Annotated in this window: 20 protein-coding genes; 3 read left to right on the plus strand and 17 right to left on the minus strand. The window is 67.7% G+C overall.

The features are described from left to right. Window positions 1-55: 55 nt before the first annotated feature. The 3 genes from ACEL92_RS18890 to gatC form a co-directional block, all read right to left on the minus strand. Window positions 56-1,087 carry an ATP-dependent 6-phosphofructokinase gene (locus ACEL92_RS18890; protein WP_067276507.1) on the minus strand — a complete coding sequence of 344 codons (1,032 nt, stop codon included), beginning with the start codon at window positions 1,085-1,087 and terminating at the stop codon, window positions 56-58. Window positions 1,088-1,206: 119 nt separating this feature from the next. Continuing rightward, window positions 1,207-2,688, minus strand: coding sequence for an Asp-tRNA(Asn)/Glu-tRNA(Gln) amidotransferase subunit GatA (gene gatA / locus ACEL92_RS18895; protein ID WP_374022215.1), 1,482 nt, complete (start codon window positions 2,686-2,688; stop codon window positions 1,207-1,209). Further along, window positions 2,685-2,984, minus strand: a complete 300-nt coding sequence (gatC, locus tag ACEL92_RS18900) for an Asp-tRNA(Asn)/Glu-tRNA(Gln) amidotransferase subunit GatC (protein ID WP_374022216.1) — start codon at window positions 2,982-2,984, stop codon at window positions 2,685-2,687. Before gatC ends, gatA begins: the two co-directional genes overlap by 4 nt. A 96-nt stretch (window positions 2,985-3,080) precedes the next feature. Between gatC and ACEL92_RS18905 the strand changes: the two genes are divergently transcribed. Then, a complete protein-coding gene (locus tag ACEL92_RS18905; RefSeq protein ID WP_374022217.1) occupies window positions 3,081-3,737 on the plus strand; it encodes an amino acid-binding protein in 657 nt (218 codons plus the stop codon). Here ACEL92_RS18905 and ACEL92_RS18910 read toward each other — a convergent pair. From ACEL92_RS18910 to ACEL92_RS18940, 7 genes are all read right to left on the minus strand, one after another. Then, the gene (locus tag ACEL92_RS18910; RefSeq protein ID WP_374022218.1) at window positions 3,734-6,670 is read right to left on the minus strand and encodes an RND family transporter; all 2,937 of its coding nucleotides are present in this window, start codon (window positions 6,668-6,670) and stop codon (window positions 3,734-3,736) included. The genes ACEL92_RS18905 and ACEL92_RS18910 overlap by 4 nt on opposite strands. After that, entirely contained in the window at window positions 6,667-7,098 is a 432-nt protein-coding gene (locus ACEL92_RS18915; protein WP_374022219.1) for an MmpS family transport accessory protein, read from the minus strand. Before ACEL92_RS18915 ends, ACEL92_RS18910 begins: the two co-directional genes overlap by 4 nt. 173 nt (window positions 7,099-7,271) lie before the next feature. Further along, window positions 7,272-7,880, minus strand: a complete 609-nt coding sequence (locus ACEL92_RS18920) for a TetR/AcrR family transcriptional regulator (RefSeq protein ID WP_374022220.1) — start codon at window positions 7,878-7,880, stop codon at window positions 7,272-7,274. A 41-nt stretch (window positions 7,881-7,921) separates the two neighbouring features. After that, entirely contained in the window at window positions 7,922-9,034 is a 1,113-nt protein-coding gene (locus ACEL92_RS18925; protein WP_374022221.1) for a cystathionine gamma-lyase, read from the minus strand. 4 nt (window positions 9,035-9,038) lie between these two features. Then, on the minus strand, window positions 9,039-11,120 hold the full coding sequence (gene ligA / locus ACEL92_RS18930; protein ID WP_374022222.1) for an NAD-dependent DNA ligase LigA: 2,082 nt from the start codon (window positions 11,118-11,120) through the stop codon (window positions 9,039-9,041). A gap of 53 nt (window positions 11,121-11,173) precedes the next feature. Further along, window positions 11,174-12,067 (minus strand): hypothetical protein, encoded by an 894-nt coding sequence (locus ACEL92_RS18935; RefSeq protein WP_374022223.1) that lies wholly within the window; start codon window positions 12,065-12,067, stop codon window positions 11,174-11,176. Window positions 12,068-12,154: 87 nt separating this feature from the next. After that, window positions 12,155-13,168, minus strand: a complete 1,014-nt coding sequence (locus ACEL92_RS18940) for a methionine synthase (protein ID WP_374022224.1) — start codon at window positions 13,166-13,168, stop codon at window positions 12,155-12,157. 105 nt (window positions 13,169-13,273) lie between these two features. Here ACEL92_RS18940 and ACEL92_RS18945 point away from each other — a divergent pair, with 105 nt between their 5' ends. After that, on the plus strand, window positions 13,274-13,909 hold the full coding sequence (locus tag ACEL92_RS18945) for a sensor domain-containing protein (protein ID WP_374022225.1): 636 nt from the start codon (window positions 13,274-13,276) through the stop codon (window positions 13,907-13,909). Here ACEL92_RS18945 and mnmA read toward each other — a convergent pair. The 4 genes from mnmA to ACEL92_RS18965 all read right to left on the minus strand — a co-directional run bounded on the left by mnmA (window position 13,906) and on the right by ACEL92_RS18965 (window position 18,106). Continuing rightward, a complete protein-coding gene (gene mnmA / locus ACEL92_RS18950) occupies window positions 13,906-14,982 on the minus strand; it encodes a tRNA 2-thiouridine(34) synthase MnmA (RefSeq protein ID WP_374022226.1) in 1,077 nt (358 codons plus the stop codon). The genes ACEL92_RS18945 and mnmA overlap by 4 nt on opposite strands. Further along, on the minus strand, window positions 14,983-16,161 hold the full coding sequence (locus ACEL92_RS18955) for a cysteine desulfurase family protein (RefSeq protein WP_374022227.1): 1,179 nt from the start codon (window positions 16,159-16,161) through the stop codon (window positions 14,983-14,985). A 197-nt stretch (window positions 16,162-16,358) separates the two neighbouring features. Continuing rightward, window positions 16,359-17,264 carry a lysophospholipid acyltransferase family protein gene (locus ACEL92_RS18960; RefSeq protein ID WP_374022228.1) on the minus strand — a complete coding sequence of 302 codons (906 nt, stop codon included), beginning with the start codon at window positions 17,262-17,264 and terminating at the stop codon, window positions 16,359-16,361. Beyond that, on the minus strand, window positions 17,261-18,106 hold the full coding sequence (locus tag ACEL92_RS18965) for a GNAT family N-acetyltransferase (RefSeq protein WP_374022229.1): 846 nt from the start codon (window positions 18,104-18,106) through the stop codon (window positions 17,261-17,263). Before ACEL92_RS18965 ends, ACEL92_RS18960 begins: the two co-directional genes overlap by 4 nt. Window positions 18,107-18,353: 247 nt before the next feature. On the opposite strand from ACEL92_RS18965, the gene ACEL92_RS18970 reads away from it, so the two are divergent. Further along, window positions 18,354-18,734, plus strand: a complete 381-nt coding sequence (locus ACEL92_RS18970) for an SRPBCC family protein (protein ID WP_374026272.1) — start codon at window positions 18,354-18,356, stop codon at window positions 18,732-18,734. A gap of 654 nt (window positions 18,735-19,388) precedes the next feature. On the opposite strand, the gene ACEL92_RS18975 is transcribed toward ACEL92_RS18970, so the two are convergent. The 3 genes from ACEL92_RS18975 to ACEL92_RS18985 form a co-directional block, all read right to left on the minus strand. Further along, window positions 19,389-19,718 (minus strand): PPE domain-containing protein, encoded by a 330-nt coding sequence (locus ACEL92_RS18975; protein WP_374022230.1) that lies wholly within the window; start codon window positions 19,716-19,718, stop codon window positions 19,389-19,391. Window positions 19,719-19,801: 83 nt separating this feature from the next. Further along, window positions 19,802-20,782: an SIS domain-containing protein gene (locus ACEL92_RS18980; RefSeq protein WP_374022231.1), complete on the minus strand. Its 981-nt coding sequence runs from the start codon at window positions 20,780-20,782 to the stop codon at window positions 19,802-19,804. A gap of 625 nt (window positions 20,783-21,407) precedes the next feature. Further along, entirely contained in the window at window positions 21,408-23,711 is a 2,304-nt protein-coding gene (locus tag ACEL92_RS18985) for a LuxR C-terminal-related transcriptional regulator (RefSeq protein ID WP_374022232.1), read from the minus strand. Between the last annotated feature and the right edge of the window lie 215 nt (window positions 23,712-23,926).

Raw genomic sequence — 23,926 nt, forward strand, 5'->3', positions numbered from 1 at the left:
TTCAGGGCCCGGTCAGGTGAGAGTCACGTCGGGGCCACCCGCCGTTTGCCGGGGATCAGCCGAAGAAGGCGGCGGCGTCGTCGTAGCGACTTTCGGGCACCAGCTTGAGCTGGCGCACGGCGTCGGCCAGCGCCACCCGGCCGATGTCCTGCCCCCGCAGCGACACCATCTGGCCGTACTCACCGGCGTGGGCGGCGTCGGCGGCGTTGACGCCGAACCGCGTCGCCAGCACCCGGTCGTAGGCGGTCGGGGTACCGCCGCGCTGGACGTGACCCAGCACGGTCACCCGGACGTCCTTGTTGATCCGCTTCTCCACCTCGGCCCCCAGCTGGGCCGCGACGCCGGTGAACTTCTCGTGGCCGAACTCGTCAAGCCCGCCCTCGCGCAACGAGATCGAACCGGGGATGGGTTTGGCGCCCTCGGCGACCACACAGATGAAATGCGAATCTCCGCGCTGGAAACGGCGTTTGACCAACCGGCACACCTCCTCGACATCGAAGGGTTGCTCGGGGATCAGAGTCATGTGCGCGCCTGAGGCCAGGCCGGCGTTGAGCGCGATCCAGCCGGCGTGCCTGCCCATCACCTCCACCAGCATCACCCGCTGGTGGGATTCCGCGGTGCTGTGCAGCCGGTCGATGGCCTCGGTGGCCACGGTGAGCGCCGTGTCGTGGCCGAAAGTGACGTCGGTGCAATCGATGTCGTTGTCGATGGTCTTCGGCACGCCGACGACGGGAACGTTCTCCTCCGAGAGCCAGTGCGCGGCGGTCAGGGTGCCTTCCCCCCCGATCGGGATCAGCACGTCGATGCCGTTGTCGTCCAGGGTCTGCTTGATCTGGTCCAGCCCGGCCCGCAATTTGTCGGGATGAACCCGCGCGGTCCCCAGCATCGTGCCGCCCTTGGCCAAGAGCCGGTCGTTGCGGTCGTCGTTCTGCAGCTGGATGCGCCGATTTTCCAGCAACCCGCGCCACCCGTCCTGGAAGCCGACGACCGACGAGCCGTACCGGGCGTCGCAGGTGCGCACCACCGCCCGGATGACGGCGTTCAGCCCCGGGCAGTCACCACCTCCAGTGAGAACTCCGATCCGCATGCCTTCATCTTGCCTTGCGGCCCAGCTAGGTGGCGCGGGCAGACGCAGAATCGCATCGAAGTGCCGAAAAATGCCGCGACTTTACGTTCCCCGGAAAGCGAGCATGCCCCAGCTCGGCGCTAGATCGCGGTCGGCAGCGGACCGCGCGCCACCTCGTAGGCGGCGCCCACCCGGTAGAGGCGGTCGTCGGCGAGCGCGGGCGCCATGATCTGCAGCCCGACCGGCAGTCCGTCATCGGGTGACAACCCCGCGGGTACCGACATGCCGCAGTGGCCGGCCAGATTCAGCGGCAGCGTGCACAGGTCGAACAGGTACATCGCCAGGGGATCGTCCACCTTCTCCCCCAGCGGGAAGGCGGTGGTCGGGGTCGCCGGTGACACCACCACGTCGACCGACTCGTATGCCCGGTCCAGGTCGCGGGCGATCAGCGTGCGCACCTTCTGCGCCTGGTTGTAATAGGCGTCGTAATAACCGGCCGACAGCGCGTAGGTCCCGATCATGATGCGCCGCTTGACTTCCGGACCGAAACCGGCGGCCCGTGTCAGCGCCATCACCTCCTCGGCGCTGTGCGTCCCGTCGTCGCCGACGCGCAGCCCGTAGCGCATCGCGTCGAAGCGGGCCAGGTTGCTCGACACCTCCGACGGCAGGATCAGGTAGTAGGCGGCCAGCGCGTATTCGAAGTGCGGGCAGTCGACTTCGGTCACCTCGGCGCCCAGCTCGGTCAGCCGCCCGACGGCGGCCTCGAACGAGGACAGCACCCCCGGCTGGTAGCCGTCGCCGCGCAGCTGCTTCACGACCCCGACGCGCACGCCCTTGAGGTCGCCCGCCGCACCGGCTTTGGCGGCCCCGACGACATCGGGTGTCGCCGCCTCGACGGACGTGGAATCGCGGGTGTCGTGCCCGGCGATCACCTGGTGCAGCAGCGCGGTGTCCAGCACCGTACGCGCACACGGGCCGCCCTGATCCAGCGACGACGCGCACGCCACCAGCCCGTAGCGCGACACGGTCCCGTAGGTGGGCTTGACGCCGACCGTCGCGGTCAGTGCCGCCGGCTGGCGGATGGAGCCTCCGGTGTCGGACCCGATGGCCAGCGGCGCCTGGAACGCGGCCAGCGCCGCCGCGCTGCCTCCCCCGGAGCCACCGGGCACCCGGTCGGTGTCCCACGGGTTGCGGGTGGGGCCGTAGGCGGAGTTCTCTGTCGACGACCCCATCGCGAACTCGTCCATATTGGTCTTGCCCAGGATCGGGATGCCCGCGCCGCGCAACCGCGTGGTGACGGTCGCGTCATAGGGAGAACGCCAGCCCTCGAGGATCTTGGAGCCGCAGGTGGTGGGCATGTCGATGGTGGTGAAGACATCCTTGAGCGCCAGCGGCACCCCGGCCAGCGGTGAGGGCAGCGGCTTGCCCGCGGCCACCGCCTCGTCGACGACGGCGGCCGCGGCGAGCGCCTCGTCGGCGGCCACGTGCAGGAAGGCGTGGTAACGGTCGTCGGTCGCCGCGATCTGGTCCAGGCACGCCTGGGTGACCTCGACCGACGACACCTCCTTGGCCGCGATCCGGGCCGCCAGGGTGGCGGCGTCGGACCGGATGATCTCGTTCACTCGCTGTCCCCCAGGATCTGCGGCACCGCGAAGCGGCCGTCGGCGGCTTCGGGCGCCTGGGCCAGCGCCTCGGACTGGGTCAGACAAGGGGTCGGCTCGTCCGGGCGGGTGACGTTCACGTCCCTGAGCGGGTTGTCGGTCGCTTCGACGCCGGTGACGTCGACCGCCTGCACCTGGCTGACGTGGGTCAGGATGGCGTCGAGCTGACCGGCGAAGCTGTCGAGTTCGGTATCGGTCAGCGCCAGCCGGGACAGCCGGGCCAGGTGCGCCACCTCGTCGCGGGAGATCTGAGACACGACAGGAAAGCCTAGTCGCGCGCGCGGGACGGGGTTCAGGGCCGCCGGGTATCGGCAGAAATGCAGTGCACGCATCGCTGTGTAACAGTGTTGGCCGTGCCGTCCTATCTGTTGCGCATCGTGCTGGCCGACCGCCCGGGCAGCCTGGGCTCGCTCGCCGTCGCGCTCGGTTCTGTCGGCGCCGACATCTTGTCGCTCGACGTGGTCGAGCGCAGCTCGGGGTATGCGATCGACGACCTGGTGATCGAACTGCCGCCCGGCGCGATGCCCGACACGCTGATCACCGCCGCGGAATCGCTCAACGGTGTCCGGGTGGACAGCGTGCGTCCGCACACCGGGCTGCTGGAAGCGCATCGCGAGCTGGAGTTGCTCGACCACGTCGCCGCCGCCGGCGACAACGCGTCCCGGCTGCAGGTCCTGGCCAACGAGTCGCCCCGGGTGCTGCGGGTCAGCTGGTGCACCGTGGTGCGCGGCGCGGGCGACGGGCTGGAGCGGTTGGCCTCCAGCCCCGGCGCGCCGGAAACGCGGGCAGATTCGGCCCCGTGGTTGCCGATCGAGCGGGCCGTGACGCTCGACAGCGCGGACGATTGGGTGCCGCAGGCCTGGCGCGACATGGACACCACGATGGTCGCGGCCCCGCTGGGCGATCCGCAGACCGCGGTGGTGCTGGGCCGCCCGGGCCCGGAATTCCGGCCATCGGAGGTGGCCCGCCTGGGCTACCTCGCCGGGATCGTGGCCACCATGCTGCGCTAGTGCGGCTGCGAGTTCGAGCCGGACAGCACCGCCGGCGAGTGCGAGCCGGACAGCACCGCGGGGTCGTCGTCCTCCCACAGCAACAGCTGCCGGACCGCCGGACGCGGACCGTAGGGCCGCAGCATGGTGCTGGCCGGGCGCGGACGGACCCGTTGTGGCCACCAGAACCAGCGTCCGAGAATCCTTGCGACAGAAGGCGTCATGAACGACCGCACGATCAGCGTGTCGAACAGCAAGCCGAGGCCGATCGTCGTCCCGATCTGACCGAGGACCTGGAAACCGCTGAACACGAACGCGCACATGGTCACGGCGAAAACGATGCCTGCCGAGGTGACCACCGATCCGGAACCCGCCATCGCGCGGATGATGCCGGTGTTCAGGCCGGCATGAATCTCTTCCTTGAACCGGGAGATCAGCAGCAGGTTGTAGTCGGATCCCACTGCCAGAAGCAGGATCACGGCCAGCGCGAGCACCACCCAATAGAGCTGAATGCCGAGGACGTACTGCCAGACCAGGACCGAGAGCCCGAACGAGGCGCCCAGCGACAGGGCGACGGTGCCCACGATGACCAGCGCGGCGATCAAGCTGCGGGTGATGATCATCATGATCAGCAGGATCAGGCTCAGTGCGGCGAACGCGACGATCATCAGGTCGTACTTGGCGCCGTCCTGAATGTCCTTGTAGGTCGCCGCGGTGCCGCCGAGATAGATGCCCGCGTCCGCCATCGGCGTGCCCTTCAGGGCCTCGTGCGCAGCCTTAGCCATCGGGTCGATATGCGAAATGCCTTGGGGGGTCGCAGGATCGCCTTCGTGCGTGACGATCATGCGGGCGGCCTTGCCGTCGGGCGAGAGGAACAGTTTGAGCCCGCGCTTGAAGTCGGGGTTGTTGAACACCTCTGGTGGCAGATAGAAGGTGTCGTCGTTCTTGGCCGCGTCGAAGGCCCGCCCCAGCGCCGTCGCGTTGTCGATCGCGGCCGCGGTCTGCGCGTAGATGCCCGACAGTGTGGCGTAATTGGCCAGCGTCAGATCGCGGTTGGTCTGTTGACTCTCGATCTGCGGCGGTATCAGCGCCACGAGTTTCGGCTGCAGCGCGTCGAGCTTGTCGAGTGACGCCGTCAGGTTCTCGAACTTCTCGGTGAGCTGATCAATTCCGTCGAGCGCGTCGAACAGCGATCTGAAGGCGAAGCAGATGGGAATGTCGTAGCAATGCCTTTCCCAATAGAAGTAGCTGCGCACCGGGCGGAAGAAGTCGTCGAAATACGCGATCTTGTCGCGCAGGTCCTGGATCGTGCCTAGCGTGTCGTGGAAGCTCTGGGTCTCGTCGTGGGTGGTGCCGGCGAGCTGCTGCTGCAACACGTACTGCTGCTTGAGGATGTCGATGGTCTTGTTCAGCTCGTTGGCCTGTTTGAGGGCATCGTTGGCCCGATCCTGTTGGTAGGTCAGGTTTTCCTGCTGCGCCGCGCTGGAATTGCTGACCACGAACGCCAGCGAGCTGTGGACCAGCGGGGTGCCCAGGGGCCGGGTGATGGTCTGCACCTGCGCGACACCGGGAACGTGAAATACCGCCTTGGCCACCTTATCCAGGATCAGCATGCTTTCCGGGTTGCGCATGTCGTGATCGGTTTCGACCATGAGCAATTCGGGCTCCAGCCGGGCCCGCGAGAAATGCTTCTCGGCGGCGGTGTAGCCGACGTTGGCCGGCGCGCTGGCCGGCATGTAGGGACGGGCGTCGTAACTGGTCTTGTAACCCGGCAAGGCGATCAGACCCACCAGGGCCAGCGCGCAGGCCGCGGCGAGAACGACCCCGGGCCAGCGGACGATGGCGGTGCCGATGCGCCGCCAGCCACGGGTTCGCACGGCCCGCTTGGGCTCGAAGATGCCCACTTTGGCGCCCAGGGTGAGGATCGCGGGGCCCAAGGTGAGGGCGGCGAACAGCGCGACGAGGATGCCCAGCGCGGCCGGAATACCCAGACTCTGGAAATAGGGCAGCCGGGTGAAGCTAAGACAAGCCACCGCGCCGGCCACGGTCAGCCCCGAGCCCAACACGATATGCGTCGTGCCGTGATACATGGTGTAGAAAGCCTTTTCGCGGTCTTCCCCGGTTCCGCGCGCTTCCTGGTAGCGGCCCACGAAGAATATCGCGTAGTCGGTGCCCGCGGCGACCACCAGGAGCGTCAACAGATTCGTCGCGTACGTCGACAAACCGATGATCCCGGCATTTCCGAGGAACGCGACAAGGCCTCGGGCGGCTGACATTTCGATCAGGACCGTGGCGAGAACGAGCAGCGTGGTGAGCACCGAGCGGTAGACGAAGAACAGCATCAGAGCGATCATGCCGATCGTGATCGCGGTGACCTTCGCGGTTCCCTGGCTGCCGACGTCGAACTGGTCGGATATCAGTGGCGCCGCGCCGGTCACATAGACCCTGACGCCGGGCGGCGGCTTGACGCGATCGACGATGTCGCGCAGCGCCCCGACGCCCTCGTTGGCCAACGCCGAACCCTGATTACCGGCGAGGTTCACCTGAACGTAGGCGGCCTTACCGTCGCTGCTCTGCGACCCCGCCGCGGTCAGGGTGTCGCCCCAATAGTCCTGGACGTGCTCGACGTGCTTCTTGTCCTGCTCGAGCCTGTGGATCATGTCGTCGTAGAAGCGGTGCGCGTCCGCGCCGAGCGGCTTGTCGCCCTCCAGCACGATCATGGCCGTGCTGTCGCTGTCGAACTCGCCGAACTTCGCGCCGATGCGTTTGATGGCCTTGAGCGAAGGGGCGTCGGGCGAGTTCAGCGCCACGTTGTGGGTCTTGCCAACCTCTTCCAGCTGCGGCACCGCGATGTTGGTGATCGCGGCCAGTGCCACCCAGAACAGCAGGATGGGCAATGCGAGCCGGCGGATGATGCGCGGGACGCGCGCCCGCGGCTGTTCGTGGTCGCTCATCCGGATTTGTCCAGGCAGAAGGTGTAGGCGTCGGCTTTGTCAACGGTGCGTTGGTCTTTCACTTCCCCATTGACGGTGATGCGGCAGCCGAGGCTGTCCCCGTTTCCCTGCGCGACGACGTTGCCGATGACCGCGGGCTCGGTCGTGGTGATGGTGAACGACCACGGCAGCGGTGCGTCCTTCACTTGCTGCGGTTGGGCGTTGACATCAAGGTAGTTGATGGTTGCGGTTGCGCCGGGCGTGCCGAACACCTCTAGCACCACCCGTTTGGGGTTGAACGGGACGATCTCGTTGGCCAGGCCACTGTTGGCCGAAGCGCTGCTGTCTGAGCCGAAGATTCCGTGCAGGCGGTAGATGGCGAATCCCGCGAGCGCGACAACCAGCACCGCGACCAACACCATCCACCCCCGTCTGACGAGGGATGTCACCGAAATCCCCTTCACCCGTTCACCTTTCGATCATCGGGCGACACGACCACCCTGAAGGCGAGTGCGGCTGCCGGTGGGTCGGGCGTGATCGACAGGTATGACAGTACGGTACTGGACCGTACTGTACAAGAGACGCGCGCGTACACATTCCGTCTCGGCGGATCAACGCCGCACTACCTGGTGGTTCTGGTCAAACCCGGGATGAGAAACCCGTCCACGAGGGCTTGGACGGTGCGACGGGTGGGCGGGCGTCCCGGAATGATGGCCCGGAAGATGAGATAACCGGGCAGCAGATCCCAGAGCTCGTCGCTGATGACGTCCTCGCTGATCTCACCGCGGTGGACGGCCTGGCGCAGCACATGCTGAATCAACGCCTTGCGCTGCTTGAGGAATTGTTCCTGCAATGCGTCGTTGAGCGCCGGGTGCCGCGACACCTCGACCATCACCGCGCGGATGGTGCTCGCGTGTTCGACGCCGTGCTGCCCACACGTCTCCCCCAGACTCAACAGGTCGCCGCGCAGCGTGCCCGTGTTGGGCGGGACGGCGACCATGCGGACGCCCTCGGTGAAGGCGGCCAACACCAATTCGGCCTTGGAAGGCCAGCGCCGATACACCGTTGCCTTGCTCGCGTGCGCGGCGGCGGCGACCGCGTCGACCGTCAACTGGTCGTAGCCGTGCTCCTGGAGCAATCTCAGCGTGACCGCCAAAATCTCGCCCTCCCGGGGCGACCACGGTGAGTCCTGCGTGAACCGGTCCGCCGTCTGCGTCATAGCGCCCACCATAGAGCCGCTTGCGCTGTGCGGCCCAATTTCGGGCGCGCCCGTCATCTCGGCGTCGTCAGCGCGCGTTCGATGTCAGCGACCAGATCGTCGGTGTCTTCGATGCCCAGCGAGATGCGGGCGAACCCGTCGCTGACCGCATCGCCCCAGCGTGCCCGGCGATCCACCGACGTGTGCAGGCCGCCGAAACTGGTTGCGGCGACGAGCAGTTCGCTGCGCTCGACGAGCGCGTGCACCGCGGCTGCGTCGGCCAATTCGACCGACACCAAAGAACCGAACCGGCGCATCTGCGCCATGGCCACGCGATGAGAGGGGTCCTGCGCCAACCCCGGGTAACGCACCATCCGCGCCGCCGGATGGCGGGCCAACATGGTCGCCACGGCCCGGGCGTTCTGGCATTGGCGTTCGAAACGCAGTCCGGCGCCGGCCAGGCTGCGCAACAGCAGCCACGCCTCGAACCCGCCCAGGATCGCGCCGGCGAGCAGGCGCTGGCGCTCCACCGCGGCGAGCAACTCGGGGTCGTCGCTGGCGACGTAACCGGCCAGCAGGTCGCTGTGGCCGGACAGCGCCTTGGTGGCGCTGGCCACCACGGCGCCGGCGCCCAGTGACAGCGGCTGCTGGCCCAGGGGCGTGGCGGCGGTGTTGTCCACGATCAACCGCGCGCCGCGGCCCCGGCAGACGGCGGCCAACCGGTGCAGGTCAACGACATCCAGTGCCGGGTTGGTGGGCGTTTCGGTCAGCACCACGTCGGCGCCCGCGGCGGCGTCATAGATCCGCGAGCTCGACGCCTCGATGACGGTCACCCCCGCGGGCGCCAGGTCTTCACGCGCCCAGCGACGGACTTGGTAGTAGCCGTCGCCGGGGACCACCAAAGTTGTTCCCGGCATCGCGAGCGCCCGGAGCACGGCGCCGATGGCGGCCATGCCCGAGCCGAACACCAGCGCACCGGTCGCTCCCTCCAGCTCGGCGACCGCCGACTCCAGTTGCCGCCACGTGGGATTGGAGCTTCGGCCATAGGTGTCCGCCGCGCCGGTCTCGTCGCTGGACAGGTGGTAGGCGGCGGCGAGCACCGCCTGCGGCGCCACCGGCCGACCCGAGCTCGCGGCCGGGCTCGCGGCTTTGAGGCTGCGGGTGGAATCGCCGTAGCGACCGCTCATCGGCCTAGCCCGCCGGGGCTTCCGGCGGGCCCTCGGCCAACAGTTTCCGGAACCCGTCCTCGTCGAGCACCGGCACGCCCAGTTCCACCGCCTTGTCGTACTTGGAACCCGGCGCGTCGCCGGCGACGACGTAGTCGGTCTTCTTCGACACCGAACCCGCGGCTTTTCCGCCGCGGGCGATGATCGCCTCCTTGGCGTCGTCGCGCGAAAAACCGGTCAGCGAACCGGTGACGACAACCGTCAGCCCCTCCAGCGTGCGGGGCACGCTGGCGTCACGCTCGTCGGCCATCCGCACCCCGGCGGCCCGCCACTTGTCGACGATCGCGCGATGCCAGTCGACGGCGAACCACTCGGTGAGCGCGGCGGCGATCGTCGGCCCGACCCCCTCGACCGCGGCCAGCTGCTCAGTTGACGCCGACGTGATCGCGTCCAGGCTGCCGAACTCGGTGGCCAGTGCACGCGCCGCCGTCGGGCCGACATGCCGGATCGACAGCGCCACCAGGACCCGCCACAGCGCCACCGTCTTGGCCTTGTCCAGGTTGTCGAGCAGGCGCCTGCCGTTGGCGGACAACGCGCCGGCCTTGGTCCGGAAGAGTTCGGTGCGCAACAGGTCGTCCTCGGTGAGGGTGAACAGGTCGCCCTCATCGGCGATCACCCCGGCTTTCAGCAGCGCGATGGCCGCCTCGTAGCCCAGCCCCTCGATGTCGAACGCTCCCCGACCGGCGACGTGGAAGACGCGCTCACGCAGTTGCGCCGGGCAGGACCGCGCGTTGGGGCACCGGATGTCCGCATCGCCCTCCTTGGCGGGGGCCAGCGTGGTGCCGCATTCGGGACATGTTGTCGGCATGACGAATTCGCGTTCGGAGCCGTCCCGCAGGTCCACGACGGGACCGAGCACCTCCGGGATGACGTCGCCGGCCTTGCGGATCATCACCGTGTCGCCGATCAGCACCCCCTTGCGCTTGACCTCGGCGGCGTTGTGCAGGGTGGCCAACCCCACGGTCGACCCGGCCACCTTCACCGGCGTCATGAAAGCGAACGGCGTGACGCGCCCGGTGCGCCCGACGTTGACCCGGATGTCGAGCAGCTTGGTCTGCGCTTCCTGCGGCGGATACTTGTAGGCCACCGCCCACCGCGGCGCCCGTGACGTCGTCCCCAGCCGGCGTTGCAACGCGAAGTCATCGACTTTGACCACCACGCCGTCGATTTCGTGGTCGAGGTCGTAGCGGTGCTCACCCCAATACCCGATCCGGTCCTCCACCGCGGCCAGGCCACGAACGCGTGCGGTTTCCTCGGCCACGGGCAGACCCCAGGCTTTCAGCGCGGTGTAGGCCTCGTGCAGGGACTTGGGTGCGAACCCGTCGGTGCGGCCGATGCCGTGGCAGATCATTCGCAGCTTGCGCCGGGCGGTGACCGCGGGGTTCTTCTGGCGCAGCGAACCGGCCGCACTGTTTCGCGGATTGGCGAACGGCGCCTTGCCGTCCTCGACCAGGCTGGCGTTGAGCGCCTCGAAATCGGCGAGCATGAAGAAGACCTCGCCCCGCACCTCGAGGACGGCCGGGATGGGCAAGTCGGCACCGGGGGTGAGCCGCTCGGGAACGTCGTCGATGGTGCGGGCGTTGAGCGTCACGTCCTCGCCCACCCGGCCGTCGCCGCGCGTGGCGGCGCGTTCCAGCCGGCCATCGCGGTAGACCAGCGACAACGCCGCCCCGTCGATCTTGAGTTCACACAGGTAATGGGGCTCGCGGCCGATCTCGTTCTCGACGCGATTGCTCCAGGCGACCAGCTCGTCGCGGTCGAACACGTCGTCCAGGCTCAGCATCCGCTCGAGATGCTCGGCCTCGGTGAAGTCGGTGGCGAACCCGGCGCCGCCGACCAGCTGCGTCGGAGAATCCGGGACCCGCAGCTCCGGGTGACGCTCCTCAAGCGCGACAAGGTCGTTGAACATCTTGTCGAACTCGGCGTCGGAGACGATCGGGGCGTCCTTGACGTAGTAGCGGAACTGGTGCTGACGGACTTCGTCGGCCAGTTCCTGCCACTGCCGCCGGACCTCGGGCGACACCGGATCAGCTTCTGCTGAGCTCACCCTCGCAGGCTATCGGAGGCCGCCGACACCACGCCCGCAAGGCGGCCCAGGACTCAGGCCGATGATCCGGCCTTATCCGGGAAGCCGCCGAAAGGAACCTCCACGCCTTTTTGGAATGACAACGCCGCCGCCTGAATCAGCAACGCAACACTGAGTACGCCCACCCACAGCCAAGCTTCGCCCGGATCGATATGAGTGGCAGTACTCGCGTATCGCAATTTCACGACGGAGCGCACTATCACCGCGGCGACGACGACGACCGTGATGTATGGGACGACCGCTCGGAATTGTCGCGCGAAGCGGCCGGCGGGTTCTTCGGAGCGCCGCCTTTTGATTCCGAGAAACCACGCGACGGCGCCGACGAAGCCGACGGCCAGCGGTATGGGAATCGCAAGGCGGACGGCCCAATCAAACAGCGGTTGCAGGGGTTGGTGTTTTTCCGCATCGCCCAGCACCAGCGCCAGGTGACTCAGCGTGTCTTCGACCAAAAACACCGAAATCGGCGGAACGAGCACCACCAAGACGAAGACACAGTGCTTGGCGAGCACGCCGGCGGTGCCCGAAAAGAACTGCACGATCGCATTGAGCAGCATGTAGATGGAAGCGGCGAAGGAGACCGCGGTGAGCACCTCCGCGGACGCGGCCCGTCCCCCGGTGAGCGCGCATCCGCTTTCGCCGGCCAACAACGCATATCGCAAGGTGGTCAAAAAGAGCCCAAGAAACGCACACACCAGTGCAATTCCTACCTGCGTCTCATGCTCAACCTCACGCGGCTCCAGCGGACGGCCCTCACCGCGGCGGCGATAGGCGCGATCGATCACCAGATTTATGACGACGAAGGCAAACCCGGCGAGAATGCCGGTGAACTGCGCATAGCTGCGGGCGACGATCGATATGTCGAAACCGGTCCAAAGGTTGCAGGAGTCAGCAATTTCTCTCACGACCATTGTCGAGATGGTAGTCGCAGCCACCACTCCGCCAGCGGAATTGACGCGCCATGTGTTTGGCGCGGCGGAATTCCGCCGAGGCCACCCTTAAATGGCGTCGGGATCCTCCGCGAAAGCCTCAGCCGCCTTGCGGGCCAGCTCGATCGTTAGGCGCGCCCACTCGGGCGTCGCACCGGCCAGACCACACGCCGGGGTGACGCCGATCCGATCGCGCAGCGCCGAGCGCCCGAAGCCCAGCCGATCGGTCACCGCGACCAGCGCGGCGGCCACCTCCTCTGTCGAGGGCCGCCGCGGCGGCGCGGTGGCTGCAACCACCCCCAACATCACCGCGCGACCCGATTCGACGAACGCGGCGATACCGTCGAGATCCCCCGCGGCCAGCGTGTTCGCGTCTACCGAGACAGCGCCGAAGGCGCTGTCCTGCACCACCTTCCATGGAACACGGGGGGCGCAACTGTGCAACAGCACCTCGCCGCCCACCGCGGCGGCGCTGGTGTCGAGCAGGGCGACGGCCGCCGCTTCGTCCAGCGGCGCTACCGGGCTCAGCGCGGTCACCCCGGTCAGCTGTCCGCCCAGCGCCTTCGGCAGCGACGGCTCGTCGAACTGGACCACCACCGGCGTCTCGAGCCGGCGGGTCAGCGCCGCGCGGTGGGCGGCGACGCCTTCGCCCAACGACGCCGCCAGGTCCCGGACCGCGCCGGAATCGGTGATCGCCCGGTGGCCGTTGGCCAGCTCGAGTTCGGCGGCCAGCGTGATCGGCCCCACGGCCTGCACCTTGACCACGCGATCGCCGCCGCGCAGGCCGGCCACCTCCCAGGCCTCTTCCAGTGCGTCCATGTCCTCGTCGAGCAGACTCACGGCGCGGCGGGTGACCGCGCCGGGCCGGGTGGCAAGGCGATAGCCGCGGGGCACGATGTCGATGGCCACATCGATCAGCAGCGCGCCGGCCCGACCGAGCACATCGGCGCCCACGCCGCGGGCTGGCAGCTCGACGATGTGGGCCAGCGCGCCGGCCAACTCGCCGACCACGACCTCGGCGGCCTCGCGAGGCTTGATGCCGGGCCACGACCCGACGCCGCTGGCTTTCGCGAAAACGCTCACCGGGCCAACCGTATTCGACGTCACCTCACCCGCCCGTGGCCAGGGGTGTCTACCGTGCGGCCGCACGGTAGGTTCTACGCAAGAAGGGTGCGAAACGTGTCACGGATGGCGGGATTGGCACGGCCGCTGCTGTTGTGCGGGGCCACGGTGCTGGCTGCGTCGTGCACCCGGATGGTCGACGGCGCGGCGGTGGCCGAATCCGGCGCTCCCCGCAGGGCGGTGCAGGGCGTCAACGTCGACACGATCCTGCTGGACCAGTCGCGGATGCGCGCGATCACGGGCGCCGGCGAGCATCTGACGATCATTCCCTCGATGGACGGCACGAGCCCGGTGGACATCGAGGCGCTCGCGGACACCACGCCGCAGGAATGCCGGTTCATCTACGCCGAGACCGCGACCTTCGGGCCCGATATCGAAGAGTTCCACAAGACGACCTTCCAGGACCCACCCGACGGCGCGCTGATCTCCGAAGGGGCCGCGGCCTACCGGGACGTCGAGACCGCGCGGCGCGCCTTCGGCGCGTTGGTGACCACGGTCGGGGATTGCGCGAACGGTTCGGCCGGCCAGCAATACGTCGGCGACTGGAAGTCCGACGACGCGTCGCTGCACCTGCGACCGGGTGGCTGCGGCCGCGACTATCGGCGGCGGTCGGTCGCCATTGTGGAGGTCACCTTCTGCGGCTTCGCGCAATCGGTGTCCGACACCGTGATGACGAACATCGTCGCGAACATGCCGGCCTAGCGCGCGGTGCCCGCGATGGTGGCGCTGCCGAGCACCTCGTCGCCGTCGGGGTCGGGTCGGTAGAGCACCAGCGTCTGGCCGCGCGCGACGCCGCGCAGCGGGGCGCGCAACCGCACGACGAGCTCGTCGCCGACCAACTCCGCTACCGCATCGGCGGTTTCACCGTGCGCGCGCACCTGGACCGCGCACTCGACGGGGCCTGACGGCGACCGGCCCGCCGTGAAAACCGGTTCCCGCCCACGCAATTCGCGCACGTCGAGGTCGGCCGCCGGGCCCACCCGAACGGTCGCGGTGGCGGCGTCGATGGCCGTCACGTACCGCGGGCCCCCGTCGGGCCCCGGCCCGCCGATGCCCAGGCCCTTGCGCTGGCCGATGGTGAACCCGTGCACGCCGTCGTGTTCGGCGAGCACCGCGCCGTCGTCGCCGACCACGGTGCCGCGGCGCACCGCGATGCGCTCGCCCAAGAAGGCCCGGGTGTTGCCGGACGGGATGAAGCAGATGTCGTGGCTGTCCGGCTTTTCGGCGACCGCGAGGCCGCGCCGGGCGGCCTCGGCGCGGATCTGCGCCTTGGGGGTGTCCCCGATGGGGAACGTCGCGTGGCGCAGCTGCTCGGCGGTCAGCACGGCCAGCACGTAGGACTGGTCCTTGTCCGGATCGACCGCGCGGCGCAGCCGCCCGCCGGACAGCCTCGCGTAGTGGCCGGTGGCCACCGTGTCGAACCCCAGCGCAAGGGCTTTCGCTGACAGCGCCGAGAACTTGATCCGCTGATTGCACCGCACGCAGGGGTTGGGCGTCTCGCCGCGCGCGTACGACGACACGAAGTCGTCGATCACGTCAGCTTGAAACCTTTCCGCGAAATCCCAGACGTAGAACGGTATTCCGAGCACATCGGCGACGCGGCTGGCGTCCGAGGCGTCTTCTTTCGAGCAGCACCCGCGCGAACCCGTGCGCAGTGTGCCGGGCGTGGTGGACAACGCCAGGTGCACGCCCACCACATCGTGTCCGGCGTCGACCATGCGGGCGGCGGCGACCGAGGAGTCGACGCCACCACTCATCGCGGCGAGAACCTTCACTTAGGGAGCCCCCGCGGCGGCCAGCGCGGCCCGGCGCGCCCGGTCGACGGCCGCCGGCAACACCCGCAGCACGGCGTCGACGTCGGCGTCAACACTGGTGTGCCCCAGGGACATTCGTAAGGAACCGCGGGCGCTGGCCGGGTCGGCCCCCATCGCGAGCAGCACATGCGACGGCTGCGCGACTCCCGCGGTGCACGCCGATCCGGTCGAACATTCGATGCCGTTGGCGTCCAAGAGCATCAGCAACGCGTCGCCTTCGCAGCCGCGGAACGTGAAGTGCGCGTTGCCCGGCAGCCGGAGCTTGCCGCGAGCGCCGTTGAGGCTGACCTCCTCGATGCCGGTCAGCACCCCGTCGATCAGGCGGTCCCTCAGGGCCCGCAGCCGTGCGCCGTTCGCCTCGATGCCGTCCACCGCGATTTGGACCGCGGCCGCCATGCCGACCGCGCCGGCGACATCGGCGGTGCCGGAGCGAATGTCGCGCTCCTGCCCGCCACCGTGCGCCAGAGGCACACACGCCACGTCGCGGCGAACCAGCAACGCGCCCACACCGGGCGGGCCGCCGAACTTGTGCGCGGCCACGCTCATCGCCGCCAGCCCGCTGGCGGCGAAGTCCACCGGCAACTGCCCTACCGCCTGGACGGCGTCGCTGTGCATCGGCACCCCGAATTCGGCTGCGACGGCGGCGAGTTCGGCGGCGGCCATCACGGTGCCGACCTCGTTGTTGGCCCACATCACCGACACCAGCGCGACATCGTCGGGGTTGCGCAGCGCCTCACGCAGCGCGGCCGCCGACACGGAGCCGTCCGGGGCGGTCGGCAGCCACGTCACCTCGGCGCCTTCGTGCTCGGCGAGCCAGTTGACCGAATCCAGGACGGCGTGGTGCTCCACCTCGCTGGTGATGATCCGCCGATGGCGCGGGTCCGCGTCTCGGCGGGCCCAGTAGATGCCCTTGACGGCCAGGTTGTCGCTCTCGGTCCCGCCGCCGGTGAAGATGACCTCGGAGGGGCGGGCGCCCAGCCTGTCGGCGATCAGTTCCCGAGACTCCTCGACGCGCCGCCGCGCCGCGCGGCCGCTGGTGTGCAGCGAGGAGGCGTTACCGACGGTGCCCAGCACCGCCGTCATCGCCTCGACGGCGGCGGGGTGCATCGGCGTTGTAGCGGCGTGATCGAGGTAGACCATGACCAGACCCACGATACCGGCAGGTCCGAAGGCCTTTGACCAGTGGTGATCGCAAGCGCGGCGAAGCCGGGCGCCGCGAGTCACCACCATCGGGTTACGTGGTGATCGCAAGCGCGGCGAAGCCGGGCGCCGCGGGTCACCACCATCGGGTTACGTGGTGATCGCAAGCGCGGCGAAGCCGGGCGGTCACTATCCGGTTATGAGGCCACCAGCACGGACCCGTGACCGGCGGGCCGGGGCGTGCCCGCGCCCACGACCGACTGGCAGCGGCTCGCCAAGGCCCGCCGATCGGTCCCCGGCAGCTGCAGGGATTCGACGTGGACCCTGGCCAGGGTGCGGCGCACGGTCAGCAGCCTGCGGATGGACCCCACCAGCGTCTCGTCGCCGACGAAAGCCGGCACGGTCGAGACGCTGCCGTCGACGTGGTGGTACGTCAGCCTCAGCGGCTGCACCGGACGCCCGGCGTCGATCGCGGCCTGGAACATCGCCGGATAGAACGCCCCGCGACCGCGGTGCGGCTGGCCGCCCCCAGGCCCGGCCACCGCACGGCCGGGATCGTCGCCGGGCGCACCGCACCAGGTGGTGCCCTCCGGGAAGCACACGACCGTCTGTCCGGCGCCTAACCGGCGGGCGACGGTGTCCACCACCGCCGGCAGGCGCCGCAGGCTGGACCGCTCGATCGGGATGATCTTCAGGATGCGGGCCACGATCCCGGTGGCGGGCCCGGTGAACATGTCGGCCCGGGCGACGAACGACCCGGGCAACACCGACCCGATGGCAAAGACGTCCAGCCACGACATGTGCGGGCTGACCACCAGGACCCCGCTCAGGTTGCGAATCGGGCTGCCCGTCACCCTGATCCGAATTCCGAAGCAGCGCAAGACCATCCGGCAGTAGATGCGCTGCACCCGGGTACGGCCGGGCAGCGGCACCGCCAGCAGCGCCACCCCGGGGGCCAGCAGCAGCGCCAGCAGGAGGCGAAGCGTCACCCGCAGCGCCACCAACAGCCCCGGCGACGCGGCCACGTCGCCGCGGCGCACACAACCGGCGTCACACGATGCGCGTGGTAGCCAGGGGTGCCCGGGGCGGGCGGGAGCGCTCATCGGTCGCCGCCGGCCAGCTGCGAGGCGGCCGACACCGAGCGCAGCCGCTTGAGATATCGCGTATCGGCCCGCTGCTTTTCCAGCAGGACGCAGAAATCGCCCACCCCGAAGTCGGGGTCGTGCGCGGGCTCGCCGCACACCTGAGCGCCCAGCCGCAGGTAGCCACGCATCAGCGCCGGGATCGACGGCCGTGCGGGAGCCGGAATCTCCTCGAGCGTCCGCCCGTCGAGCACCACCGGCCGGTGCGGACGCACCCGGTACTGCGGCGGGGCCGGATGCCGGCTGAGGATGAAGTCGCGCACCCCGCGAAGCTGGCTACCGGGGGCTTCGGAATCTCCGCCGATGGGCACCGACACGCAGCCGGTCACGTAGTCGTAGCCGTAGCGGTCCAGGTAGGCCAGGATGCCGGCCCACATCAGCAGGACGACGCCGCCGTTGCGGTGCCCCTCGCGCACCACCGCGCGTCCCATTTCCACCAGCGACGGCCTGAGCGGGTCGAAGCCGCGGATGTCGAACTCCGTCGCGGTGTAGAGGCCCCCCGCCGCGATCGCGCCGGCCGGGGCGAGCATGCGGTAGCAACCCACCAGTTCGCCGGTGGTGTCGTCGCGGACCAGCAGGTGGTCGCAGTGCTCGTCGAACCTGTCGACATCCCGTCGTTCGCCGTCGTTCGCCGGCAGCGCAAAGCCGGGCGTGCTGCTGAAGACGTCGTACCGCAGCCGCTGCGCCGCCTCGATCATGCTGGGGTCGGTCGACAGCAGCAGTGAGTATCGGGGCCCGGCGGACGACGCCGTCGTCGCGCCGTCGGGCTTGTCGCTGGGGATCAGGACAGAAGCAATGCTCATGTAAATCAACGTTGCGTAGTCGGTGAGCGAATCGGCATCGCGGCTGTGACGTGTCCATGCACGTCAGATGACGAAATGTGGATGCCACAGACCCGTGCTGCGGCGCGCTGTCGCAGGTGGAAGGATCGGGCCGCGCCATTTCGGGTATGCCGGTCACCATGTGGCGGACCGATTCCCGAGCGGCAGCGCCCCGGCCGGCGCCAAAGGCCCTTCGAAGGCGGTCGGCCCCGTGAAGGGCAGTGGACTGATGCTCACCGTCGACCGCACGGTCGCGGCGCCGCCGTCGGCGGTGTGGGCCGTGCTCGTCGACCTCGACGCGTGGCCGAAGTGGGGCCCGACGATCCGGGGCGCCCGACTTGACGAACCGCACACCGAACTGGCGTTGGGCGCGACCGGGGTGGTCAACACGTCGCTGTTGGTTCCGGCCCCCTTCGTCATCACCGACTTCGAGCCGGTTCGACATTGGGCCTGGCGGGTAGCCGGCGTCCCCGCGACGCGCCACTGGGTGGACCCGGTGGGCGACGGATCGCGGGTCGGCATGGCCGCGCCGTGGTGGGCGGCGCCCTATGTCACGGTGTGCGCAATCGCGTTGCGGCGCATCGAGGCAATGGTGACCGCGGTGCGCTAGCCGCCCTGATGCGCGCTAGCCCCCGACACTGCTGTCGAGATGCAGCGAAGATGAACAAGACACGCCTGCATACTTTGACAAAACCTCGGTGTGTCGCAGTTGCTTGCCCATCTTCGTTGCGAAAGTCCTGTTCAGGAACATTCAGCCTCGATGCATTGCGCTTGGATGGGCACTGGGATCCGCGACCTCCGAGCGAGTTTCACAGCTCATGCGACAGTCACAGAGTGTTGGATTCCGGCGGCGACCAGAATGGACACCAGTTGGTCTCGACGAGATTGAGGCACCACGAGCACCAGCTCTTTCATAGCGCGACTCACTCTCACGTACAGCACCCTGCGTTGCTCTGAATTATTGCCATCCCGCCAGTCGTCCAGAACATGTGTAGTTGCGGACGAAGCCGACGGTAGCGCCATAACGACGGCCTCGAATTCATCGCCCTTTACGCCGTGGACGGGACCCCGACGAAAGGCGTCCGGGGTCTCGGAAAGTGGCCCGGCAGTCGACTCTCCCCGAAGCTCCCCACCTTGGGGCTAATTTGCAGCCGGGCCCCTAGACGTCACGCCAATGCAACGTCGGTCCTGCCGGCAAGGTCTTCAAAAATCGTGCGGACGTGCGACTTACACGAATCTGTATCCTGCCAATCATCTGAGGACTTCAGTTAGCACGCACAGCCGTGGTCTGCGGCCACAACACATAAGGGTCGTGGTGGCCCGCATCACTGCTGCCGAGGGCCCGGCGCCACACACCCGACAAGGTTTGCAGGACGGATCTGTAAAGGCGCGCGGTGGTATCGAGCTCGGCCGCCAGCTGAAGCCAGGCGTGGGCGGCCGCACTCAAGCTGGCATACCCCGGCCGGGCATACAGAAGTCCAGACGTCACCTCTGATGAGATCACACCGAAGTCGAACATTACCCACTCCGGGTTGTGGCGACGTAACCATAACAGCAGCGGGGCTACACCGATGCAGCCCAGCGGGTGGCCCATGCTGGCACCGACGAGACCGCCAGGGAGGCGCGGGGTTCATGGACAGACAGATTTCAGTGGGTTGCACCGTCGACTAACGGGCGTTAGTGCATGAGACCATCGGCCTGTGCTTCGGCGGCCAGACATGACACGAAATGCTCGGCGATTAGCACGCCATGGGCAACTTGGGCGCTGACATGGCGATCTGGCCCTGAGATACGCTGCACCCCAGGCACATTGGTGCTCCCAATGATCAGCACGGCGGTTCCGGCGGCCACCAATTCGCTGGCCAATCTCCCCACGCACTTGTCGTCGGCGCCGCCACTGCCGGTGAAAAGCACAGCGGTCGACGGAAACACGTTGGGCACCAACGAGATCGGGAGGCCTCGTCGGACGATGTAGCCGTGGCCGTCAACAGGTGTCGTCTCGCGTGTGAGCAGCGCGGCGTAGAGTGCCGTCGCGGCATGTTCGTCGAACCCGAAATATGCCAGCCGTCCTCGTGGATGGGCGGCGTGATGAGCTGCAACCTCACGCACCACGGTGGGAAACGTTGTCGCCGCCACTACATGCGCGGTGGTGGCGACATCGTCATTATCTTCACCTAGCATCATCGACGCGAGATAGTCATGCGCTGCTAGGGCATTCAAGAATCCCGTCGGGCTGCTTGAAGACTCGCTGCGCAGCAGAACCTCACAGTCGGCAGCTTCGGCCAATGGGCTGGCGAGGTCCTCGGTAACGGCGACGAGTGTTGCCGGCCAGGTCGTTTGGTCGAACCTCTCCAGCAATGCCAGCACTTCTGCGCATCTGCCCGACCGAGAGGTCGCGATGATGAGCGAATCCGAAGTGATCGCATCGACTTCGCCCAACAGACTCGCGGTATCGATCCACCGACTGACTTTCTTGCCTACCTGCATCCGCTGCCAGCTGGCGCACGCCGCCAGATGGACGGCTCGCGTCCCGGTGAAGATGATCCGGTCGTATCCGCCGCGCACTAACGGGTATAACCCCAGCGATACCGGCGCTTGGTCCAAGTCGAGCAGCGCACGCGCTTGAGCCGCGACATTCACACGAAACGTTGCGGTCATAGCTGCGAAAACCCCCCATTGTTCCGGCAGCTCCGAATGACCACACCGAGATCGTCTCGGCGCTGTTGGCCCACGCATGCGTATTGGCACGCGCCGCGGTCCACCACCGTTACCGATCCCGACAGCACGCCAGAGCGCTGCGTCCAGCTGGTTACGCCAAAGCAATGCATGTGGTGGTCAGCTGTCATGGGGCGGCTGGTCCGGCGTTGCCGAGGGAACAGAAGCCGCGGCATCGCACGACCTCCAAGCCCGCGAATGGAGGTTGACACCAGCTGCTGAGCCACTTCACTCGACTCACCGAGCGTGAACAATGGTCCACTGAAACGGATCTGGGCGTCCTCGTCATCGATCACGTCAGCACGCCTCCTGTCCGGTGCTTGTCGTCATCCCCAGCGTGGCAGCGGACCCGAGTGCAGTGACGCTGCTCAACCGGATGGTTCGGCAGACAATGTGGACTAGGGCGAAGACGCGAGTGGCGCCGCTCCAACCCGGGTTACCGTCTTCGAGCTTGAGGCCAACCCGGGTGAACTGTCATCACCCACGGCGTCTATTCACCCGGGTGGAAACCCCGGCCTGCATGGGCAGTGGCCGGGCATGAATGGCCCAACGACGTTGCGCTTGTGGGCTACAACAAGCCCAGGTCTCGCGCCGCTTTGGCTGCGCTGGACCTGTCATCAACCCCGAGTTTGCGATACAGCGACCGCTGATGGCTCTTGACGGTATTGAGCGACACGTACAAGCGCTGCCCGATCTCGCGCCGAGACAAGCGCGTAGCCAGCAGACCGAGTACTTCGAGCTCTTTGGGTGTCAGCTCCTCACCGGCCCCATACGGCGGGCTACCCGCCGATACGGTGGTGCTCGGGTGCTCCGAGATGAGCAATGTCTGCCCGATCGTGGCGTCGGCGCTGCGCGCAAGCAGCGTCGTAGCTTCGGTGCGAGCCTGGGCTGCGCTGGGGTGATCACCGAGGTGTTCGAGGATCCCAGCCTTGGCCAACAGCGCCTTGGCGATTTCGGGGATCGCTCCGCCCTGGCGCGCCGAATTGAGCGCCATCTCAACGGCATCGGCGGCAGCGGCGACCTGACCGTGCTTGTCCAAGACTGTGGCGGCGGCCAGCGACACCATCACACCTACGAAGTATTCTTCAGCCGCGAGGTCCGTCCCCCCACCGTTTGCTCGGCGGATCTGTTGCTCGGCGAGCGCAAACTGGCCGCGTTCAGCCGCGATCAACGCCAGGTAACCCAGGGCGTAGATGCGGTAGCGGCGATCGCCGATCTCGTCGGCTCGCTGCACGGCGCGGCGGTAGGAGGCTTCGGCGTCATCGATGCGCCCCGAGTAATACAACGTGTTGCCGTAAATGCAGAAGACGCCGGATCGCGCCAGCGGCGCATCACCAAGATCGAGAGTGATCGCTCGCTGTGCGGTCCACAGGGCGCCGGAAATGTCACCCAGCTTGAATGACTGGATTGCGCTGAGCACCACGGCTTGGGCTTCGATACTGGTGTCGGCGAAGGCCGCGGTCTGCACGGCGTCGATCCAGAAGGCCGCGTCACTGATGCGACCCTCGTTCTGCGCGATCCAGGACCGCGCCACGCTCAGGCGCGGATCGTGCACCACGATCTCGCTGGGAAGAAGGTCAAGCCAGCCCGACACGGTGGACAGACCGCCGGCATTGAACTCGGTGACCCAGTTCGCTGCGATCAGCTCCGCCGCCCGCGTGAGGTCGCCGGCTTCACTGAGGTGACGCACGGTGGCATCGATAAGGCCCTCATGTTCGAGCCAGGCGGCGGCACGCTGATGTAGTCCGGCCAACGCATCCGGTTCACAGCGGTACAGCTCTGTGCGCAGCAGCTCGGCAAACAAGTGGTGGTAGCGATACCAGCGCCGCGTCGAATCTAGAGGAACCAGGAACAGGTTTTCTCGCTCGATCGCCTCCAGGACCGCGCCCGAGTTGCGCTCTTGCAGAACCGCGTCGCACAACGTGCCGCTGAGCCTGCGCAAAATGGAGGTACGCAGCAAAAAGGTACGCCGCGCCGGGGATTGACCATCAAGCACTTCCGCCATCAGGTAATCGACGATGTGGCGGTTATCGCCCGCGAACGTCCTAATCAGCGCCTGCGTGTTGGCCCGTCCGGCAAGTGAGAGCGCGGCCAGATACAGACCCGCGGCCCAACCTTCCGTGCGTTGGCACAGCAGCTCGATATCCGCCTCGGACAGATCCAGGTCCAGCACGTCGTTGAGGAGTTGGTCTGTTTCGGTGGTGGCGAACCGCAGATCCCCGGTGCGGACTTCCATCAGGTCACCGCGCGCCCTGAGCCGGGCAAGCGGTAACACGGGGTCAGAACGGGTGGCTACCACAACGTGAAGGTTCGTTGCCATGTGGCTGATAAGGAAGGTCATCTGCTCGTGCACCGCTGGGTTGATCACCAAGTGGTAGTCATCGAGGACTAGCACAATCCGGTCGGTAATAACGGCCAGTTCGTTGAGCAAGGTCGGCAACACCGCCTGGAGGGGCGGCGCTCCCATATCCAACAGCTCGAGTGCGCGAGCGCCGACGCCCGGGCTTGCGGTTTGCAGTGCCGAGATCACGTATCGCCAAAAGCGCACGGGATCGTTGTCGGGCGGATCAAGCGACAGCCATCCGTATCGCTGATCGTGGCGGTGACAAGCAACGTCAGCTAGCCACTGCGCCAGCAACGTCGTCTTGCCCCACCCTGCGGGGGCGCTGACCAGGGTGACTTTTCGGGAGTCCGTGGTACGCAGCGCGTCGAGCAGATTTGACCGATGGATGAGCCCATCCCGTACCGCCGGTACGTGCAATTTGGTGGCCAACACCACCGCTCCCTCACCGACGTGCTGGGCATCGTTGCCGCGGGCAGAACCGCTGGCGGTCATGTCCGTGGCCTGCTCATCGTTCGCCGCGGCGCCCATATCGAATGGGTAGCGAACACCAGCGGCCGCGCCACAGACGTGCGCGATATGCCGCTGCGATCGGGTGCTGGTGCCTGTGCATCCGAAGGTTCCCCTGCGCGCTGCGCTGGGCTCGGTTTACTCAGCGCCTCCAGTGAGCCTAGCGAATCTGAGCTGCCCGCGGGTGTCGCCGCCGCCGGGGGGTGCGATGTCTCGGCCGGCCGCTGCGGACCCTC

The organism is Mycobacterium hainanense (assembly GCF_041890355.1).
Taxonomy (GTDB): Bacteria; Actinomycetota; Actinomycetes; order Mycobacteriales; family Mycobacteriaceae; genus Mycobacterium; species Mycobacterium hainanense.

Coding starts and splice junctions, on each gene's coding strand:
- ACEL92_RS18925 (WP_374022221.1), bottom strand. CDS start 9,034: ATGAGCGGTCGCTACGGCGATTCCACCCGCAGCCTCAAAGCCGCGAGC.
- ACEL92_RS18985 (WP_374022232.1), bottom strand. CDS start 23,711: ATGGGCGCCGCGGCGAACGATGAGCAGGCCACGGACATGACCGCCAGC.
- ACEL92_RS18970 (WP_374026272.1), top strand. CDS start 18,354: ATGCTCACCGTCGACCGCACGGTCGCGGCGCCGCCGTCGGCGGTGTGG.
- ACEL92_RS18980 (WP_374022231.1), bottom strand. CDS start 20,782: ATGACCGCAACGTTTCGTGTGAATGTCGCGGCTCAAGCGCGTGCGCTG.
- ACEL92_RS18945 (WP_374022225.1), top strand. CDS start 13,274: ATGGCGGGATTGGCACGGCCGCTGCTGTTGTGCGGGGCCACGGTGCTG.
- ACEL92_RS18910 (WP_374022218.1), bottom strand. CDS start 6,670: ATGAGCGACCACGAACAGCCGCGGGCGCGCGTCCCGCGCATCATCCGC.
- ACEL92_RS18935 (WP_374022223.1), bottom strand. CDS start 12,067: ATGGTCGTGAGAGAAATTGCTGACTCCTGCAACCTTTGGACCGGTTTC.
- ACEL92_RS18955 (WP_374022227.1), bottom strand. CDS start 16,161: ATGGTCTACCTCGATCACGCCGCTACAACGCCGATGCACCCCGCCGCC.
- ACEL92_RS18965 (WP_374022229.1), bottom strand. CDS start 18,106: ATGAGCATTGCTTCTGTCCTGATCCCCAGCGACAAGCCCGACGGCGCG.
- ACEL92_RS18890 (WP_067276507.1), bottom strand. CDS start 1,087: ATGCGGATCGGAGTTCTCACTGGAGGTGGTGACTGCCCGGGGCTGAAC.
- ACEL92_RS18960 (WP_374022228.1), bottom strand. CDS start 17,264: ATGAGCGCTCCCGCCCGCCCCGGGCACCCCTGGCTACCACGCGCATCG.
- ACEL92_RS18920 (WP_374022220.1), bottom strand. CDS start 7,880: ATGGTGGGCGCTATGACGCAGACGGCGGACCGGTTCACGCAGGACTCA.
- ACEL92_RS18975 (WP_374022230.1), bottom strand. CDS start 19,718: ATGGGCCACCCGCTGGGCTGCATCGGTGTAGCCCCGCTGCTGTTATGG.